Source organism: Pseudoalteromonas sp. P80D2 (assembly GCF_036680945.1).
GTDB lineage: Bacteria > Pseudomonadota > Gammaproteobacteria > Enterobacterales > Alteromonadaceae > Pseudoalteromonas > Pseudoalteromonas shioyasakiensis.
Genome location: NZ_JAZDAR010000022.1, coordinates 151,708 through 170,412, shown reverse-complemented (window position 1 = coordinate 170,412; position 18,705 = coordinate 151,708). Strand labels below are relative to the sequence as shown.

Below are 18,705 nucleotides of genomic sequence, written 5' to 3'. Positions count from 1 at the left end.
GATGTTTATGCAGTACTTAAAAAGAATAATAAATAAAATAGTCGCCCCTACTTTTTTACTTAGTGTTGCCTGTGTGCCTTTTTCTGCCAATGCATTTGATAAAGCAGAGTTCTCCCTTGCCCATATTAAAGAGTCTATTAGCGTTGATGGTGTGATGGATGAGTCGCATTGGCAATACGCCACAAAAGTACCATTAAAATATCAGAATGAGCCAACCGAAAAAGGCACGCCGCTCGTACAAACCGATGCCTACATGTATGAAGATGGTAAATACTTGTATGTTGGTTTTATTGCAAAAGATAATGACCCTTCTCAAATTCGTGCCGCCCTTCGAGATCGTGATACGCTTTGGCAAGACGACAATGTTGCCTTGATGATTGATACCTTCAATGATGAACGAACCGGCTATGAGTTTTATGTAAACCCTCTTGGTGCGCAAGGCGATATGCGCATGACTGATATTGATGATTGGGTTGAAGACCCATCATGGGATGCCATTTGGGATAGTGCAGGGCAAATAACTGACGATGGCTATGTGGTTGAAATGCGTATTCCGTTCACTGCACTTCGCTTTCCAAAAGATCAAACAGAGTTAACGTGGAGTTTTGCAGTTTGGCGAAATTATCCGCGTGATGTGTATTATCAAATGTCGAATGTTGGTTTTGACCGAGATGTAAAATGTAGCTTTTGCCAGTTTGATAAACTCACAGGCTTTGCCAACATGACAGAAAGCCAAAACATTCAGCTTACGCCCACTTTAACTGCGCTTCGCCATGATACCAAAGACGAAGTACCGGGTGATTGGCAAAATGGCGATATTGATACTGAAGCGGGTTTAGATTTACGCTGGGGTGTTACGCAAGATGCGGTTATTAATGCCACCATTAATCCTGACTTTTCGCAGGTCGAGGCAGATTCACTTGAGCTTGATGTAAATACTACTTACTCAATTTATTATGCTGAAAAGCGTCCATTCTTTTTAGATGGCGCCTCTTACTTTAATACCAGCCAACTAGAGCTTTTATATACGCGAATGATTGCTGAACCTGATGTTGGTTTAAAGTTAACAGGTAAAACCGGCGCGCACAGCTACGGCTTTATGTATGCTGACGATCAGAATACCAGTGTCTTACTTCCGACGAATCAAGGTTCTGGCTTTGCTAATCTAGCAGATAAAACGCAAGCCGTAGCAGGGCGCTATCAGTTTGATATTGGCCAAAAAGGCACAATTGGTGTGATGAGCACTCACCGTGAAAATGATGATTATCATAATACGGTGTTATCTTTAGATGGCAGCTACTGGTTTAATCAATCAGATAGTTTGCAGTATCAAGTAGCAAGCACAGATACCACTAACTCAGAATTTTTAGTTGATTATTATGGCATTGATAAAAATCAATCAGATCAAGCTTATGCCATTGAATTTACAAGAACTAAGCGTGATTACGAAGTCTATGCTAGCTACGAAAATATAGGTAAAGAATACCGCTCAGATTTGGGTTATCAAGCTAAAGTTGATTACGAGCAAGTACAACTAGGCGGTGGACAAACTTGGTATCTTGATGCTGATGATGCAATCACTGAGTACAGCTATAATGTTGAGTGGGATAAAACATGGGCGCAAAATGGCGACCTACTCGAAGAAGAATACGATGGCTTTTTTACCTTTAAAGGTAAGATGCAGTCGCAAACAGAAATTGGCTTTATTCATCGAAATGAGTTTTATGCCGGCGAGTTCTTTAATCAAAACATAGGTTATATCTACGGCGGTTTTAGACCCATTCGTGACGTAAGCTTTTTATTGTATGCTCAATACGGCAGTAAAATTGATTACAGTAATGCAGCTTTAGGTACTATGGTTCGCATTGAGCCTGAGATGACATGGGACATAAACGATCATTGGCAGGTTCAATTAGAGCACAGCTACAGCTATCTAGATAACGAGCAAAATGAGCGTGTTTATACTGCAAACTTAACGGATCTACGTGTTTATTATAAATTTAATATGCGTTCAATGCTGAAACTCGTTTTGCAGTTTGAAGATGTCGATCGAAACAATGAAGCTTATCGATTTGATGTAAGCCAAACTAACCGAGATTATGGTAGTCAGTTAGTGTACTCGTATAAAATTAACTCACAGACACTGTTTTATTTAGGGTATTCTGACAAAGGCTATCAAGATGATTCGTTGAAGAATCTTGAGCGTGATCAGCGCACCTTCTTCACTAAGCTAAGCTATGCATGGCAGCTTTAAAAATTATAAAAAAGGAAAATCATAATGAATATTGCAAAAATATCAGCTGTTGCAGTTGCAGCAACCGTACTTGCGGGTTGTGCAGCGAAACAAGATGTAAGTCGTTTTGAAGCGGAAAAACCAAAAACCGTGTGTATTGCAGAGCACCAAGCAGTTAAAGAAGGTGTTGTAGCATCACTACAATCAGGCTTTGCAAAACATAACGTGAAAACGCGTGTGATCCCAGCCAACTATGTTATGAAACATCAAGCGTATCAAACAGACATCTCAACTGCTAACACAGATGGTTGTGATGCTGTTGCATTTTATGTTGCTAACTGGCGTTGGGATTTAGCCCTTTATATGGCATATGCCAATATTTGGGTCACTAATGTTGACCAAACTGAAACAATTGCTCAGGCAAGCTATCGCACGGGTGGTGGTTTAGATAAGTTTATTGATGCGAACGAAAAAATCATTGAGCTCGTTGATTCGATGTTTCAGCAAGTTGAAGCTAAGAAACAACAAGAAAGTCAGAAAAAGGCAATATAAAGCAGCATGTTGGTCAGCTTATAGCTGACCAACTTCTTCGTTTACTTTACTTCTTACCACTCCTTCAAGGCTTTTTAAGCCCCATTGCTTACCAATCTCAATAGCTTCATCAACTGGCTTTTTTAAGGTTATGGCATTGTATAGCGCTACAAGAGCACCGACACGGTTGCTGCTAGCACAGTGCAGTAAGGTGGTTTGCTTTTGGTGCTCATTGAGCAAAGCCTGAAGTTTCGTAGCATTTTCAATGGTAATATCAGCCTTAGATTGCACAGGAATATGGTAATAGTTCATACCAAGCTCAGTGACTAACTCTTGCTCAGACCAATTCGTTTCGTTATCACAACGAAGGTTGATAATGTTCTCAACACCAAGTTGTTTTAATTTCGCAAAATCAGTTTGACTTGGCTGACCTGACGTTAATACATGCTCAGACTGCGCCTTAAGATTTAAAATATCCAGTTGCGTAGCAGCTGTTTGTGCTGCTAATGCTGAAAATGACAGCAGCGCAACACAGGCTAATCTTATAAACTTATTCATGTTACTCCTTGAAAAGTGTTTAATTTTTGCTGTAGACGGTTTCACCACGGCTAATGGTTTCTAGCACTTGTAAGTTATGTAGCTCTGCAGGCTTGATTTTCAACGGGTTGTTATCAAGGATAATTAAATCTGCTTGCATCCCTTGTTTTAATTGCCCTTTTGAGCTTTCTTCAAAGTGTTGATACGCAGGCCATGTTGTCATTGCTTGTAGTGCAGTATACACAGAAACACGTTGATCTGGGCCTAATACTTGATCTGTACGAGTCGTACGGTTAACCGTTGCATCTAATACACGCAGTGCATTGGGCAGAGCTACAGGCGCATCATGATGGGTGCTAAACATTAATCCTTGTTTGCGAACCGCATGGGTGGGTGAAATAAAATCTGCACGGGGGTGACCAAGCACCGAATTTACATGCCAGTCGCCCCAATAAAAGGTATGCATTGGGAAGAGCGATGGAAATATGCCTAATTCTTTAAGACGGTTTACCTGATCTTGACGAATAGTTTGGCCATGAATAAGTACCGGGCGGCGGTCTTTTTTACCAAGCTTGTTATTGGCATTTTCAACGGCATTTAAGAACTGCTCAATAGCGGCATCACCATTTGCATGAGTCATCACTTGCCAGTCATTGGCAAAGGCAGTTTCAATATACTGATAAGCTTGTTCATCATTAAAAGTAGGGTAGCCTGCATAGCCTTGCTCTTGTCCTTCAGGTGCTTTTAAGTATGGGTGAGATAACCAAGCGGTTTTCCCTTGTGGTGAGCCATCAAAGTTAAGTTTTACACCACCAATACGAAAATGATTTGTGTAGTTTTTACTGTTATAGGGTGAGTCCATAAAACTGCTGCTGGTGGCCATATCGGCATAGGCAACCACATCAATCACGAACTTATCGGCTTTGGATGCTCTTACCATCGAATCATAGGCTTCTTGAGTTGCTCGGCCTTCTTGTGCTGTGGTGTAGCCGTATTTTGTGTAGAGTTTTTGCCCTTCTTGCAGCATTAAATCTTGTAAGTCAGGATCAAACGACTGCATGAGCTTAAACAGTAAACCAAAGTGCGCGTTTTCTTCGAGCACCCCATTGGGTTCTTGTGAGTTGGCCATACGACGAATAAGCCCACCGTCAGGATTGTCTGTGTTTTCGTCGATGCTGGCCATGGCTAAAGCTTTACTGTTTGCAACACTTAAGTGCCCCGAAGTATGAATGATGATCACTGGCTTTTCGGTGCTAACGCGGTCTAAGTCCATTTTAGTCGGGTATCTATCAAGCTCAGCATCATCGTAACCAAAGCCTAAAATAGCACCCGTTTTTTCAATAAATGTGGTGTAGTCAGGGTTATTTTGTGCGGCGGTAAGAATATTAACGATTTGCTCAACACTATTGGCATCTCCATCTGGGCTAGGTAATACATTGGCTACCATGGCTTGCAAACCAACACCATAGACATGGCTATGGCCATCAACAAAGCCTGGCATTAAGGTTTTGCCTTGCAAATCAATTAGCTTTGTTTTGCCAAACTTATGCTCAAGTGCTTTAGTTTTATCACCCACAAAGATGATTTTGTCACCTTGGGTAGCGATTGCCTGTGCATACTCGGGTTTGTCGCCAGTCATTGTAAGAATATCACCACCATAATAAATGGTATCTGCAGCACTCACTTGCAGAGGTAGGGTTTTAACTGTTTGTTCAGGGGGGTTATCGCAAGCCGTTAAGGCAAGTAATGAACAAGCGATTGCGATGTGATGTTTCATATAAATCTTCCATGAATTTTAACTATGTCTAAGAATATAGTCTGTTTAAAATTTTTGTCTTTAAAAAATAGTATTAAATTTCGTTAAAGTACAAGACTATAGCAGCGCCATCGAGGCTACTACCGTTGTGAATGTTGATACCAATGCCAAAGTTGTCAAACCATGACGTCCACTTTCTACTGTCCCATAATAAGCCGATACCATATTCATAAAAGTGATCGGTCCCAAATGCTACGCGACTATCGCCGCCTAAATCGATTCGCTGGCCTTTAATGTAAAAAGCTTGCTCAAAAACCCCGATTTTGAACATGTTAAATTTAGCTTTAATACCATTAAGTGTGCGCCATGTTTCAGGTGCTGCATTACTTATCCCATCAGGGTGAGAGAGTGCCCATCCATAGTAGTAATTGAAGTTAAGTTTGTACTCGTAATAGCCCCAATGCCTAGGTAAGCGATAGATCATGGTCGCATTTGGGTTTAACACCAGCGCATTACTGTTGAGGTTGGTGTAAAGATTTTCAGCTAATGGCTTAAAGTTACGCCTAGACTCGGGAGAGTTATACTCATAGTCATTATTGTAATGTAAGTAGTGAGTATTAAAGCCAAATTGATATGACCATTTAGAGCCAAGTGCTTTTTCGGCATTAAAACCGATCATGCCGTTATATACAGTTTCTGAAATATAGTCGTCAGCCACATTATCAAATAGCGAAATGAAATCTGATTGATTCAAATAGCTTACCCTGCTGGTCAAACTTAGTTTGTGTTGATAAATTGGCTCATCAAGCTGCCAAGTATAAGGAATACTGTAGAGTCTGAGTTTTTTTCTAAGCGCGATACTGTCTTCATCTTTACTGCTATGTTGCGGGTCAAACAGTGTTTGTGGGTCAAAATCACCCATACCTAAGGTAATACTGTCCCCATCCGTTAAAACCAACGACGTTGCAAATGCGGTTTCAAGTTGCTTTGTTGGATTGGCATATAAATTAAATACACTTAATGCGTGCAATAGAAACCACAGCTTAAATAGCTTTTTCATATAAAATAACAATAAAAATTAATGTTTTAATAATAGTCGTAAAGTTAGCTTTCAACAATCTCAGGTACAAAAAAGCCAAGCATTAGCTTGGCTTTTTTACATCTTTAAGAAAAAGATTAAGGCTGATAGTAAATCGGTGATTCAGGGCCAACTGGGAAGCCCAGAACAAATACCCATAAGTAGAATAATGCAACCCAACCAACAAAGAAGATCATGCTGTATGGAAGCATGGTCGCAACCAATGTACCAATACCCATGTCTTTCTTATACTTAGTGGCAACAGCCAGTATCAAGCCAAAGTAACTCATCATTGGGGTGATAAGGTTAGTTACCGAGTCACCAATTCGGTACGCCGCTTGAATAGTTTCTGGTGCATAGCCGATGAGCATTAACATTGGTACGAAGATTGGTGCCGTTACAGCCCATTGTGCAGATGAAGAGCCCAAGCTTAAGTTTACTAAAGCACACATTAAAATGAAGAGCACAAATACTTCTGGGCCAGTTAGGTTTAATGCTTGCAAAAGAGCTGCACCGTTAATGGCTAAAATTGTGCCTAGGTTGGTCCATTTAAAGAAGGCAACGAACTGTGCAGCAAAGAAAACCAGCACAATGTACATACCCATCGAGCTCATGCTTTTACTCATGGCATCGATGACATCTTTATCGTTTTTCATGGTGCCTACGACACGGCCGTAAACAAAACCTGGAATACCGAAAGTTACAAAGATAAATACCACAATGCCTTTTAAAAATGGTGAGTGTGCAACAAGGCCTGTTTCTGGGTTACGCAAAATGCCGTCTTCAGGAACAATTGTCCAAGCAAGTAATAATGAAACCACTAACAGAGAAACACCTGCCCACTTGAGACCTGACTTTTCTTTATCAGTAAGCCCTGCAATGTCGTTCTTTGGCAAATCATTGCTTGCTTCATCTGGGTTGTACTTGCCAAGACGAGGTTCAACGATTTTCTCTGTAACTAACGTACCTAGAGTAGCGATTAGAAATACTGAAATCATCATGAAATACCAGTTTGCTTCAGCGCCAACTTGGTAGTTCGGATCAATCATTTGTGCTGCAGGTGTAGTGATACCAGCAAGTAGCGGGTCAATGGTGCCGAGCAATAAGTTTGCACTGTAACCACCTGAAACACCAGCAAATGCCGCAGCAAGACCGGCAAGAGGGTGACGACCAAGGCTGTGGAATATCATGGCTGCTAATGGAATTAGTACGACGTAGCCAAGTTCTGATGCCGTATTTGATAAAATCGCAGCAAACACCACCATAAAAGTAACTAAACGCTTAGATGCGCCCATTACCATGCCGCGCATAGCAGCAGAGAGTAAACCAGAGTGCTCTGCAACACTCACACCTAATAAAGCAACCAGTACTGTACCAAGTGGTGCAAAGCTGGTGAAGTTCGTAACAAGGCCAGTAACGATGCGCTGAAGGCCTTCGGCACTAAGTAGGCTGACAACTTCAATAACCCCATCAGGGTCTCGACCAGCAGCGCCTTCAGGGCGTGGGTCGATAGCACTTAAACCATACCAATCGGCAATGCCGCTAAAAACTATAATGGCAACGCAGAACATTGCAAATAAAGTGATAGGGTGAGGGAGCATATTACCCAAAAATTCAACAGTGGCTAAAAATCGGTTAAACAACCCATTATTACCACCCTCATGGGTGTTGTGAGAGTTTATAGTTTTTGACATGTCCAGTTCTCGTTATTTCAAAATGGCGCTAACCTAGCATTTTTTACCGGACAGATCATGTTTTAGCGGTGGGATATCTAATAGGTACGTTCCAATACACCCTTGTATAGCAAGGGATAACGGCGCAAACGTTTGCCAATGTAATCATCGGCTAAAATTTGCGCACAGATTTGCTCTACATCATTCGTTGCTTCAAATACCCAATCAAAACGCTCAATAGCAAGCAAAAAGCCACGTTTGAGGAACTGTTGTTCGCGATAGTAGCTAAGGTTTTCGCGAATAATATCTAACTTACCTGGGTTAGATTTTAGTTCATTAATAACTTGGTTGATAAATGCCTGCTGTTGCTTTGACTCAGCTTTTACCCGTCGTTTCATTACTTCTTTACAGGTCCTGTTCTGCGATATAAAGCACTTTCTTTAAAAAGTCTTCTTTGTTCTTTTCATGTTGATAGTCAAGGTGGTAAGTATTATGAAAGCCAAAGCGCAGTAACACACCACTGCCTTTTAGATATACCGTATAACCATCGATATCCGAAAAAGCGCAAATACCCTCATATAGCTTTCCATCTTCATGATCTTCACCGTGTTGAATGATTTTTTCATACACAGATAGAATTAATTTACCGTCTAGCTCATTTTTCATGATGACTCCTTTTTGAAGTAATACGTTTCAGATCTATAAAAAGTTTAGTGCTATTTTATGCAGGTATTAAACGTGCTGCGTATTTTTAAAACCTTACTTTGCGATAAATCACTAAAATCATATTTAGATAGCAGATGTCGAAAATTTACAATATTTTCTCTTACCTTAAACTTAAGATAGATTTTATTTTAGGGACACACAATGAAATATAAGTTTATACCCCTGATACTACTAACAGGCTTGTTGCTTGTAAGCAAAAGCATATCAGCAAATACAGCTCCCCTGATGTTAGAAAATGAAGCGGGGAAAATAGTTAAACTTGACAGTTACTTAGGCAAGAAGCCCGTTTACTTAAAGTTTTGGGCGACTTGGTGCAAGCCATGTATGGAGCAAATGCCACATTTTCAGCATGCATATGAGCAATATGGCGATAAAATTCAATTTGTGGCTATTAATATTGACCTTAATGATGACGCAGACGCTGTTGCTAAGGTTAAAGAGCGTTTTTCACTCACTATGCCACTATTTACTGATCACACAGCCCAGGTTGCTAAACATTATGAATTTATGGGCACCCCGTTTCATGTATTGATCGATAGTGATAAAAAGGTGATTTTTCAAGGCCACGAAGCAGATAAACCGCTTGATAACACATTACGTTTGTTATCACACAATGGCAAAGTTGATAAAGCGCGTTTACTAGGCGAAAAGCAAGGCCAAGCGACTCCTTTGGTAATTCCGAACAAAGGTAAAAAAGCCGTGCTGTTCACCGCTACGTGGTGCGACTGGTACTTAGCCGACACGCGCCCTGCAATGGCAAAACAGTGTGTACTAGCGCAGCAACACGTTAATAAGCTGGCAGAGCAAGGAATTGATGTCGAGGTTAAAGTGAGTCAGTTATGGACTGACCAAAGCGCAGTGCAAGAATATGTAGATAAATTCGCTGCAACCATGCCGGTTTCAATCGATTATGGTAATGATTTATTTATCGAAAATGGCATTAATTCGGTACCCAGTTTACTTCTCTACAACGATGGAAATTTAGTCTCTAAGCACGCTGAATTTTAGCTAAAAACCGCTTAATTTTGCTTTGTAATTATGCAAATTTAGCCTATGCTCAAGGCTCATTATACAGTGAGCCTAGAGCATGATAGATAAGGCATTATTAGCAAAAACGCGCGAGTTATCTGACCGATTAATCGCACTGCAAACACCCATCCGTATTCTTGATGCGATCAACTGGGATAAACAAATCAAAGAAGAGTTTTTTAAGCATAAATGCCAAAAGAACCCAACGGTTGATCAAGCCTATTACCAACAGCGTGATCTTGGTTTTGTACCAAGCGAGTTGCGCCGCGCATTTTCTGATTTAAATCGCGATATCATCAGCCAGTTAGGGCAGCTAAACCCAATTGCCCAATACATGAGCAAGATGTGCACTGAATATAAAACAGTACTCAGTATGATTGAGTATCGTGGTACCCCTGAATTTCATGATTTGTCAGTTGAGCTGTTCGGTCATCCCAAGGATTTATTCCATGCAGGAGAGCCTTCACTTTCTGAGCTTGCAACCATGCTTGAGCAGCCACTAAAGAGTATGCTTGATGCGGATATTTTACCGGATGATCCAAAAAACATAGATGCACAAGATGCGGTGAAAATTCTAGCATCACAAGTGGCTCAAACGATGCCGGGTATCGATGTTGAGGTTATTTTGAGCGACGGTATTGTGAGTGATGCTGCGGCAGGTGCAAATAATATTAAACTTAATCAAGATGTTAAATTCTCTCAAAGAGAGCTAGATATTCTAGAGGTGCATGAAGGCTGGATCCATGTGGGGACGACGCAAAACGGTCTTGCTCAGCCTTATTTAACCTGTTTAAGTAAAGGCACACCGAGCTCTACAGTGACCCAAGAGGGCCTTGCTGTCTTAACCGAAATTATTACTTTAAAGTCGACGCCACGACGTTTAGCAAAATTAGTGAACCGTATTCAAGGTATTACTAAGGTTATTGATGGCGCGGAGTTTGTTGATATTTATCGTGATTATGTAGCGCAAGGTTTGAGTAAAGACGACAGTTATACGCTTACTCAGCGGGTGTTTAGAGGCAGTACAGCAACAGGCTTACCTTTTACCAAAGATATCGCCTACATCAAAGGTTTCGTGTTGGTGTATAACCTTATTCGGGTTGCCATTCAGTTAGGTCGAATTGATCAATTGCACTTGTTATTGGTCGGTAAAATCTCAATTGATGATTTTAGACTGATATCGCAATTACATGATTTAGGTGTGATTGAAGACCCTAAATTTATTCCACCACACTTTAAAGACTTACGAGGCCTAGCAACCTGGCTAAGCTTTGGTCGTTTTATTGGTAACTTGTCGTTTGAACAATTAGAAAACGATTACAAACCACTCTTTCTTTAAACAAAGAAATAAAAAAATGCAGCTGGAATGAGCAGCTGCATTTTAAGAGTTAAAGCATGTTGCCTTACATGCTTTTAGTCGAGGAAACGATTAACCGGTGAGTGCGTCAACCTGCACTACATCATTCAGTACGATAACTTCTGCACGTTTGAAGAAGTTAAAATCTGTTGCGGTTGCTAATGTGTAAGCACCCATCATACGGCTGATGATTAAATCACCATTGTTTAATTTTGGTAGCATGATTGACTCACTTACTACGTCGATGCTATCGCAAGTTGGGCCTGCTAATACTGACTCTACGCGCTCGTTTGATTGTTTGAACGAGTCGATAGGGTACGAGGCTTCATCGAACAATAAACCACTGAATGAGCCGTAAATACCATCATCTAAATAGTACCAAGGCTTGCCATCACGAACTGCTTGACCCATTACTGATGCAACACTGGTTACAGCACTGGCTACAATAAAGCGACCTGGTTCAGCAATTACGCGAACTGTCTCTGGTAACTGTGCTAAGGCATCATTAATAGGCGCACAAAACTCATCAATTGGCAGCACATCTTTGTTGTAAGGCACAGGGAAACCACCGCCAATATCAAGCGTACTAAGCGCAGGTAATCCTAATGTGGCTACGTCGTTAATCACTTGATTACATGCAGCAATGGCAGTGACATATTTAGCTGGGCTTGCTGTTTGCGAGCCAACATGGAACGACAACCCTTTGATACGAATACCTAATTGTTGCGCATAGCTAATGATTTCAACGGCCATTGCTGGGCTACAACCAAATTTTTTCGATAAATCAGCGAATGCTTCCGCATTACGAAAACTTAAGCGAACAAGTAACTCAACCCGGTCTTTGTATGCAATGAACTTTTCTAATTCATTGATGTTATCAACCACAAACACATTACAACCGTATTTAAGTGCATCACGAATATCACGATCACGTTTGATTGGGGGCGTGTGAATAGTACGATCACTTGGTACGCCTTGGCTGGCGACTAAGTCAACTTCGCCGCTGGTTGCTAAATCAAAGCTGGCACCTTCTTCTAAAAGCGTACGAACAACCGCTGGATGAGGAAGTGGTTTTAATGCAAAGTGTAAAGCAACGCCAGGTAAAGCACGGCTTAATGCACGGTATTGATGACGAACAGATTCACAATCAAGCACCATTAATGGCGCGCCATGTTGTGCAACGAGCTGTTCAATAAATTGGTTTGATGGTTGTGCTACTGGTTCGTTTGCAGCAACCGACGCTGCAGGTACTTTGATTGTTAAGTCTTGTGTAAGTGTTGAAATAGCCATTTTACTCTCCGGCAATTAAGCAACTGCTCAGAAAAAATGGAAGTCCGAGTCAGTTGAGTGTTATTAAGCGCACAGTATGTTCTGTGCAATCAAATACACTCTTGGATAGTTGCTCTATCGCCTTGCTACAAACAGAGTTTGTAATGTACTCGGATTGGCTATCATCAAGAAGCGGCGAGATGATAGATCTGCTTTTTTATTTGCGCAAGTATTTTTTAAATATTTTTTGAATTAATTTTGTACAGTAATTAATAGTCACTTAGTTACTGTTTTCAAAGCGTATTCCATAACTTTTTGAATAAATATCAAGCATGGCTTTTGCGTCATCAGGGTGATTACTTTGGCTGTGTAATTGCTGAATATAGGCAGCCATTTCTGCACTTTTCATATATTCATCGATAAGTGAAATGGCACGATAACCCGCCGCGGTTTTACTGCAGGTAAAAAAGCCATTAATAAATTGAGGGTATTCTTTTATCGTTCGTGAGCTGAGCAATTTTAATTGCTTCGCGTCTAGGTGCGAATATAAAGACTCTCGATACGCGACGATATAATCAATACGTCGATTTAGTAGTAACTTACTTAACTGTAAAAACGGGTTTTCACCATAAATACGGGCTATTTTAGTATTATGCTTGTCAAAAATAGGGTCCAGTTGTTGGTAGCTTGTAGAGCCTATAACACCAAAAATTTGTTTATTTGCTAAAAGGCTTTCAACGGATGCAGAAGATGGAAGGTTGTCGATATTCGGTTTTAAAGCGAACAGTTGTCTTTGCATGTGCATATACGTAGGCACGTTTGAAAACAACATGTTTTTAGCTCGTTCGGGTGTCTTAATCGCATTGTAAGTACAACTCGTTTTTTCGCTTGCTAGGCGTTTCATTAACCGAGCGTGATTAGTTAATTGGACACTTAGCTGAAATTCATCACTTAACGCAGGTTCAATCACTTTATAAAAGTGTTGATTTATGTTCTTTTCGTCATACTCATTCGCAAAATAGGAAGGAGTTAGAATAGTTAAAGAACTCTTTTCATTGGCTTTAACAGTTATACTAATAAAGGTTACAACAAGTACTAAAGGAAGGTTAAATACCCAAGCCATTTGATAAAAAAAACGATTTTTTTGATAGTTAAACGCTAGTTTTTTCATAATGACCTGAGTATTAAAATATAACTTACTTATCGAGCATTAGTGCTCTCAAAAATTTTGTCAGCTGATGCTGCCACAAAACCTGTGTATAGCTCGCCATCTGGTTTTGCATAACGCAGAGCGAACTCATAAAAACAACTCGGTACAGCAACAACACCATCGCTAAACTCAACTTCGCTGTCATCAGCAAGAGTCGAAGATTGCTCAAGTAATACTTCTGGTGAACCTTTGATCTCGCCGCCAGATGTATTTAGCGCAAAACCTGCATCTTTAAGTGCTTGGTTTACACTTTCGATATCATCGAATTTTGCTAATTCATTGATGCTCACAGTAAAGTGATTAGCACGGTAACCCCATGCTGACATCCATGCAGCGTATTCGCTTTCTGCTAGCAGCTTTTTGTAGGTGTCTGAACTTACTTGCCAGTGCGTACCTGAATAAAGGAAATTATCCGCTGTTACAGCGTCTTCGTCAATCTGTTCAACCATGTCGTTAACGATAGCTTGTAATTCTTCTGAGCATTGCTCAACAAGTAATTCAGAAATGAAAACTTTAGGTTGCTTAGGATCTGAATGTTCGAAGTGCTTTGCGTATAGTTTTTTCGCTTCGAAATGGTACTCGCCGCATTCTTTGTAGCCAACTGCTAAAAAGTGCGCAGCTAGTTTCTCTAAACCGATTTTCTCATGGTTAAAAGTACGCAGTGCGATGTGATCGTTAATCACGTCATCTTTTTGTGTAGAGCCAAGTAACTCATGTACTTTTACCGCCGATGGCGTAACTGATAAATAGTTGTCCCATAGGTTTTCAAATAGGGCGTTTACATCTGTGTGCATGTTTAATTCCTTCAATTAAGGCGGCGAGGCCGCCAAACAATTATTCAATAATTAAGCCCGGCGCAAGGGTCTGTGGTAAGTTAACTTTTTCGGCTTCAACAGAAGCAACAGGGTAAGCACAGTAGTCAGCAGCGTAATAAGCGCTCGCTCTGTGGTTACCACTAGCACCAATACCACCAAACGGTGCAGCGCTTGATGCGCCTGTAATTGGTCGGTTCCAGTTAACGATACCGGCACGAATACGTTTTAAGAAATGCTGGTAGTCATCACTATCATCACTTAATAAACCAGCAGATAAACCAAAAGAGGTGTTATTTGCTTCATTAATCGCACTATCGAAATCTGTATAACGGTAAACCTTGATAAGAGGACCAAAGTGCTCTTCATCAGGCATGTCTTTAACAGCGGTTACATCAATAATACCAGGGCTTACAAAACCTGTACCCGGCTCAAGATGCTTAAGTTCAACAAGAGAAGTTGCTCCCATATCAAGTAACTGCTGTTGAGCTGCAACCATACCTAGTGCTGCTTTTTCGCTGATCATTGCCCCCATAAATGGTTGATCTTCACTGAAGCTGTCGGCTACTTTGATGTTTTTTGTTGCAGCAATTAACTTTTCTAAAATTGCATCGCCATTTGCCGAGTTCTCAATGAATAAACGACGAGAACAGGTACAACGTTGGCCAGAAGTAATGAAACCAGACTGAACAATATCGTGAACAGCCGCACTTACATCTGCGACATCTTTTACGATCAGTGGGTTATTACCACCCATTTCCAGCGCTAAGATTTTACCTGGATGACCTGCAAATTGCTTATGTAATAGGTGACCTGTATTTGAGCTACCCGTAAAGAATAAGCCATCAATATCTTGGTGAGATGCAAGAGCAATACCTGTGTCTACTTCACCTTGTACAAGGTTAATGACACCGGCTGGTAAGCCTGCTTTTAGCCAAAGCTTTAAAGTGAACTCAGCAACATGAGGCGTAAGTTCTGATGGCTTAAATACAACAGTATTACCCGCTAAAATAGCTGGCACAATATGGCCATTTGGTAAGTGACCTGGGAAATTGTATGGGCCAAATACGGCAACAACGCCATGTGGTTTGTGACGAATAAACGCTTTGGCGCCAGGCATTGGGTTTTCTGTGGTCCCAGTACGTTCGTGATAGGCTTTAATTGAAATGGCAATCTTACCTGTCATTGCGCCTACTTCGGTACGTGTTTCCCAAAGTGGTTTACCTGTTTCACGGGCGATAATCGTTGCAAACTCTTCGCTGTGCTCTTTAAGCTCTGCTGCAAAGTTTTCAAGAATAGCAATACGCTCTTCAAGGGCCATATCAGCCCAGCCAAGCTGCGCATTACGAGCAGCTTTGATTGCATCAGCGACTTGTTCAGCAGTGGCTGTTTTACCTTGCCAAACAACCTCGCCATTACTTGGGTTGATTGAACTAAAATCATGACCAAGGCCTGCTTGCCATTGGTTAGCAATAAGTTGAGTTGTTACACTCATTTTAAACTCCTTAAGTGGTTACAAACGGAAGAACCGTGCTGCATCCCCTTGTTTTAATTTAAGTGCATCTGCCACTTCTTGGCTGACGATTAATGTGTGCTTAGCGTGGTTGTAATGAGCATGTTTGGTGAATGTGGCTCTAAAGTCATTCACGCCTTGGTTGCAAATAGCTAATGTATCTGAGCTTTGCTCATTGATATGCGCAAGCTCACCAATGCTGATAGGGCACACTTGTGACTCACGGACACTGCGAATATTGCCAAGCTTTGCTTCAACCGTTGGCCCTGCATCGAATAGGTCAACATAACCACGGTGCTCAAACCCTTCTTTTTCCAAAAGTTTAAGCGCAGGCTTGGTTTTTTCATGAACCTTACCAATCACAGCTTGGGCTTTTTTGCTCAGTAAGTTGGCATAAATAGGGTACTTAGGCATTAACTCGCTGATAAAAACTTTATCGCCTAAACCAACTAAGTGATCAGCTTGTGGGAACTCAATACTAAAAAAGTGCTCTTGTAACCACTGCCAGAAAGGCGAGTGACCGTCTTCATCACTCACACCACGCATTTCTGCGATAATGGTGTCAGCAAAACGTTCGCTGTGTTGGGCCATAAATAAAAAGCGAGAACGTGATAAAAAGCGACCTGTTAAGCCTTTGCGATTTTGCTCCCGTAAGAACAAGGTACAAATTTCAGAGCAACCTGTGTAGTCATTACACATACTCAAAATATCAACCGTGTTATATACGTTGAGAGTAGGTGAATGGTGAACAGTTTTACCTTGGTGGTAATGATACAAAGGAACCGACATACCCACGGCAGCTTCGATAGCCGTTGTGCCGATAACGTCACCCGTTTCACTGTCTTCTAATACAAATAAGTAGGTTTCGTCTTGTGGTTTATTAATATCTTTTGCAAAACTGCGTTCAGCGCGTTCAATTTTTTCTTGTAGTAAATTGTCATCAACCGGTAACGAGGTAAAACCATGACCAGATTCAACAGCAATTTGTTTTAACGCAGCAAAATCATTTGCTGTTATAGGACGTAATACTTGCATTAAGTGCACTCCAATGGCGCATGCTAAAGCATGCGCCAACTAGGATTAACCGTTTACAACGTCTGCAACCGCTTTTTCAAAGCGAGCTAAACCTTCTTTGATATCCTCTAATGGAATCACTAAAGATGGCGTAAAGCGCACAACGTTTGTACCGGCAACAAGGCTCATTAAACCGTGTTTAGTGCTTGCTACTAGGAAGTCACGTGCACGGCCTTCGAATTTACTGTTAAGAACCGCACCTAATAATAGACCTTTACCACGTACTTCACTAAATACGTCGTATTTTTCGTTGATTGCTGCAAAGCCATCGCGTAAAAGTTGTTCACGCTCTTTAACACCAGCAAGTACTTCTTCGCTATTCACAGTATCAAAAGCCGCTTCTGCTACAGCACATGCAAGTGGGTTACCACCGTAAGTTGAACCATGTGTGCCTACTTTTAAATGCTCTGCAATGCTAGTTGTTGTGATCATCGCACCAATTGGGAAACCACCGCCTAACGCTTTTGCTGTAGTTAGGATGTCTGGCGTTACATCTAAACCTTGGTATGCGTATAAATCACCTGTACGGCCAACACCTGTTTGTACTTCATCAAAAATAAGTAAAGCATTGTGTTTGTCGCATAACGCGCGAACACCTTTAATAAATTCGTTCGTTGGCGAAATGATACCGCCTTCGCCTTGTAATGGCTCCATCATCACAGCACATGTGTTGTCACTGATAAGCGCTTCAAACGCCGCTAAATCGTTATAGTCACAGTGATCGATTGCAGCAGGCTTAGGACCGAAACCATCTGAGTAAGCTGCTTGACCACCTACGGTAACAGTGAAGAATGTACGACCGTGGAAACCTTTGTTAAACGCGATGATTTGGTTCTTTTGCTCGCCGTGTACATCTAATGCCCAGCGACGCGCTAATTTTAATGCCGCTTCGTTAGCTTCTGCACCTGAGTTTGCAAAATATACTTTATCTGCAAATGTAGCGTCAGTTAACTTTTTAGCTAAGCGAAGTGCAGGCTCGTTTGTCATTACGTTTGATAAGTGCCAAATTTTTTCGCCTTGCTCTTTTAGGGCATTGACAAGAGCTGGGTGACAATGGCCTAAACAATTAACGGCAATACCACCTGCAAAATCGATAAATTCTTTACCGTTTTGATCCCAAACACGTGAGCCTTCACCGCGAACAGGAATCACCTCTGATGGGTTGTAGTTTGGTACCATTACGTCGTTAAAAAGTTCTCTTGTTACTTGCATTTATTGCACCTAAATCTGGCTTAGTATGAAAAAAGTTAAATTGCAAAAAATAGGTCAGTTAAGCCGTTCCTGCCTAATTAAGCACGATGAGATTATTTTTCTTATCTATTTTTCTTATTATCTGGGTTAGGGACTTAAATTTGCAGTGCTATTTTGTGAAAAATGACTAAAATAAAAAGCAAATTAACGAAAAGAGTAGTCAAAGTGATAACTTCACAAGATGAAAAACTATTAGCTATCTTAAGAACCAACGCGCGTGCGAGTATTTCTGACCTAGCGAGAGCGCTTAATTTATCGCGCTCAACTGTTCAAAGCAGAATGTTGAAATTAGAAGAAACAGGTGTGATCAAAGGCTACAGCGTAGACTATGGTGACGCCTATTTGAGCCAAATGGTATCGGCCCACGTTTCGATTAAAGTGAAACAAAAACTGACCACCAAAACGAATCTTGAACTAAAGCAGATTGATGCTATTTCACAGCTCTATGCAATTAGTGGTGAATTTGATTTGATTGCTGTTGTGCAAGCGCAAAACCTTGAAAAGTTAAGTCACCTATTAGATGACATTGGTAACTTAGATGGCGTAGAGCGAACAACGTCGTCTGTGATTTTAGAGACAAAGTTTAAGCGTTAACCCTTAATCAGGTAAAACTGCTTCTTTTGTCTATAATAACTGTTACTCGTTAGTTATTTAGG

17 protein-coding genes are annotated in these 18,705 nt (G+C 41.0%); 5 read left to right on the top strand and 12 right to left on the bottom strand.

The window, feature by feature from the left end; translation table 11 throughout:
• Positions 1–7: 7 nt before the first annotated feature.
• Both VRK28_RS03365 and VRK28_RS03360 read left to right on the top strand, forming a co-directional pair.
• The gene (locus tag VRK28_RS03365) at positions 8–2,254 is read left to right on the top strand and encodes a carbohydrate binding family 9 domain-containing protein (protein ID WP_332393316.1); all 2,247 of its coding nucleotides are present in this window, start codon (positions 8–10) and stop codon (positions 2,252–2,254) included.
• Positions 2,255–2,278: 24 nt separating this feature from the next.
• The gene (locus VRK28_RS03360; protein WP_269407174.1) at positions 2,279–2,785 is read left to right on the top strand and encodes an Sbal_3080 family lipoprotein; all 507 of its coding nucleotides are present in this window, start codon (positions 2,279–2,281) and stop codon (positions 2,783–2,785) included.
• Positions 2,786–2,803: 18 nt separating this feature from the next.
• Here the strand turns inward: VRK28_RS03360 and VRK28_RS03355 are convergent, their stop codons facing one another.
• The 6 genes from VRK28_RS03355 to VRK28_RS03330 form a co-directional block, all read right to left on the bottom strand.
• Positions 2,804–3,322: a protein tyrosine phosphatase family protein gene (locus VRK28_RS03355; protein ID WP_332393311.1), complete on the bottom strand. Its 519-nt coding sequence runs from the start codon at positions 3,320–3,322 to the stop codon at positions 2,804–2,806.
• Between the two features lie 19 nt (positions 3,323–3,341).
• Positions 3,342–5,078 (bottom strand): amidohydrolase, encoded by a 1,737-nt coding sequence (locus VRK28_RS03350; RefSeq protein WP_332393309.1) that lies wholly within the window; start codon positions 5,076–5,078, stop codon positions 3,342–3,344.
• A 73-nt stretch (positions 5,079–5,151) separates the two neighbouring features.
• Positions 5,152–6,117: a Solitary outer membrane autotransporter beta-barrel domain gene (locus VRK28_RS03345; RefSeq protein ID WP_250660465.1), complete on the bottom strand. Its 966-nt coding sequence runs from the start codon at positions 6,115–6,117 to the stop codon at positions 5,152–5,154.
• 116 nt (positions 6,118–6,233) lie between these two features.
• Positions 6,234–7,829, bottom strand: coding sequence for an AbgT family transporter (locus tag VRK28_RS03340; protein ID WP_054562399.1), 1,596 nt, complete (start codon positions 7,827–7,829; stop codon positions 6,234–6,236).
• Positions 7,830–7,906: 77 nt separating this feature from the next.
• A complete protein-coding gene (locus tag VRK28_RS03335) occupies positions 7,907–8,206 on the bottom strand; it encodes a hypothetical protein (RefSeq protein ID WP_175081605.1) in 300 nt (99 codons plus the stop codon).
• A gap of 7 nt (positions 8,207–8,213) precedes the next feature.
• A complete protein-coding gene (locus VRK28_RS03330) occupies positions 8,214–8,474 on the bottom strand; it encodes a DUF3081 domain-containing protein (RefSeq protein ID WP_332393308.1) in 261 nt (86 codons plus the stop codon).
• A gap of 201 nt (positions 8,475–8,675) precedes the next feature.
• Between VRK28_RS03330 and VRK28_RS03325 the strand changes: the two genes are divergently transcribed.
• Together VRK28_RS03325 and VRK28_RS03320 are read left to right on the top strand one after the other, a co-directional pair.
• Positions 8,676–9,542 carry a TlpA family protein disulfide reductase gene (locus VRK28_RS03325; RefSeq protein ID WP_332393307.1) on the top strand — a complete coding sequence of 289 codons (867 nt, stop codon included), beginning with the start codon at positions 8,676–8,678 and terminating at the stop codon, positions 9,540–9,542.
• Between the two features lie 79 nt (positions 9,543–9,621).
• The gene (locus VRK28_RS03320; RefSeq protein WP_058584118.1) at positions 9,622–10,902 is read left to right on the top strand and encodes a flavohemoglobin expression-modulating QEGLA motif protein; all 1,281 of its coding nucleotides are present in this window, start codon (positions 9,622–9,624) and stop codon (positions 10,900–10,902) included.
• Positions 10,903–10,992: 90 nt separating this feature from the next.
• Here VRK28_RS03320 and VRK28_RS03315 read toward each other — a convergent pair whose 3' ends face one another.
• The 6 genes from VRK28_RS03315 to VRK28_RS03290 form a co-directional block, all read right to left on the bottom strand.
• Positions 10,993–12,210 (bottom strand): type III PLP-dependent enzyme, encoded by a 1,218-nt coding sequence (locus tag VRK28_RS03315; RefSeq protein ID WP_332393305.1) that lies wholly within the window; start codon positions 12,208–12,210, stop codon positions 10,993–10,995.
• Between the two features lie 259 nt (positions 12,211–12,469).
• Positions 12,470–13,360, bottom strand: a complete 891-nt coding sequence (locus VRK28_RS03310) for a transporter substrate-binding domain-containing protein (protein WP_332393304.1) — start codon at positions 13,358–13,360, stop codon at positions 12,470–12,472.
• A gap of 29 nt (positions 13,361–13,389) precedes the next feature.
• On the bottom strand, positions 13,390–14,193 hold the full coding sequence (locus VRK28_RS03305) for a DUF1338 domain-containing protein (protein WP_055021080.1): 804 nt from the start codon (positions 14,191–14,193) through the stop codon (positions 13,390–13,392).
• 40 nt (positions 14,194–14,233) lie between these two features.
• Positions 14,234–15,706: a succinylglutamate-semialdehyde dehydrogenase gene (gene astD, locus VRK28_RS03300; RefSeq protein ID WP_332393301.1), complete on the bottom strand. Its 1,473-nt coding sequence runs from the start codon at positions 15,704–15,706 to the stop codon at positions 14,234–14,236.
• Positions 15,707–15,724: 18 nt separating this feature from the next.
• Complete coding sequence (gene astA / locus VRK28_RS03295) at positions 15,725–16,759, bottom strand: arginine N-succinyltransferase (RefSeq protein WP_062565696.1); 1,035 nt, start codon at positions 16,757–16,759, stop codon at positions 15,725–15,727.
• Positions 16,760–16,804: 45 nt separating this feature from the next.
• A complete protein-coding gene (locus VRK28_RS03290) occupies positions 16,805–18,010 on the bottom strand; it encodes an aspartate aminotransferase family protein (protein ID WP_062565695.1) in 1,206 nt (401 codons plus the stop codon).
• A gap of 204 nt (positions 18,011–18,214) precedes the next feature.
• On the opposite strand from VRK28_RS03290, the gene VRK28_RS03285 reads away from it, so the two are divergent.
• Positions 18,215–18,643: an Lrp/AsnC family transcriptional regulator gene (locus VRK28_RS03285; protein ID WP_054554593.1), complete on the top strand. Its 429-nt coding sequence runs from the start codon at positions 18,215–18,217 to the stop codon at positions 18,641–18,643.
• The last annotated feature ends 62 nt before the right edge of the window (positions 18,644–18,705 follow it).

Coding starts and splice junctions, on each gene's coding strand:
- VRK28_RS03290 (WP_062565695.1), bottom strand. CDS start 18,010: ATGCAAGTAACAAGAGAACTTTTTAACGACGTAATGGTACCAAACTAC.
- VRK28_RS03340 (WP_054562399.1), bottom strand. CDS start 7,829: ATGTCAAAAACTATAAACTCTCACAACACCCATGAGGGTGGTAATAAT.
- VRK28_RS03330 (WP_332393308.1), bottom strand. CDS start 8,474: ATGAAAAATGAGCTAGACGGTAAATTAATTCTATCTGTGTATGAAAAA.
- VRK28_RS03355 (WP_332393311.1), bottom strand. CDS start 3,322: ATGAATAAGTTTATAAGATTAGCCTGTGTTGCGCTGCTGTCATTTTCA.
- VRK28_RS03335 (WP_175081605.1), bottom strand. CDS start 8,206: ATGAAACGACGGGTAAAAGCTGAGTCAAAGCAACAGCAGGCATTTATC.
- astD (WP_332393301.1), bottom strand. CDS start 15,706: ATGAGTGTAACAACTCAACTTATTGCTAACCAATGGCAAGCAGGCCTT.
- VRK28_RS03345 (WP_250660465.1), bottom strand. CDS start 6,117: ATGAAAAAGCTATTTAAGCTGTGGTTTCTATTGCACGCATTAAGTGTA.
- VRK28_RS03310 (WP_332393304.1), bottom strand. CDS start 13,360: ATGAAAAAACTAGCGTTTAACTATCAAAAAAATCGTTTTTTTTATCAA.
- VRK28_RS03320 (WP_058584118.1), top strand. CDS start 9,622: ATGATAGATAAGGCATTATTAGCAAAAACGCGCGAGTTATCTGACCGA.
- VRK28_RS03350 (WP_332393309.1), bottom strand. CDS start 5,078: ATGAAACATCACATCGCAATCGCTTGTTCATTACTTGCCTTAACGGCT.
- VRK28_RS03365 (WP_332393316.1), top strand. CDS start 8: ATGCAGTACTTAAAAAGAATAATAAATAAAATAGTCGCCCCTACTTTT.
- VRK28_RS03315 (WP_332393305.1), bottom strand. CDS start 12,210: ATGGCTATTTCAACACTTACACAAGACTTAACAATCAAAGTACCTGCA.
- astA (WP_062565696.1), bottom strand. CDS start 16,759: ATGCAAGTATTACGTCCTATAACAGCAAATGATTTTGCTGCGTTAAAA.
- VRK28_RS03360 (WP_269407174.1), top strand. CDS start 2,279: ATGAATATTGCAAAAATATCAGCTGTTGCAGTTGCAGCAACCGTACTT.
- VRK28_RS03325 (WP_332393307.1), top strand. CDS start 8,676: ATGAAATATAAGTTTATACCCCTGATACTACTAACAGGCTTGTTGCTT.
- VRK28_RS03305 (WP_055021080.1), bottom strand. CDS start 14,193: ATGCACACAGATGTAAACGCCCTATTTGAAAACCTATGGGACAACTAT.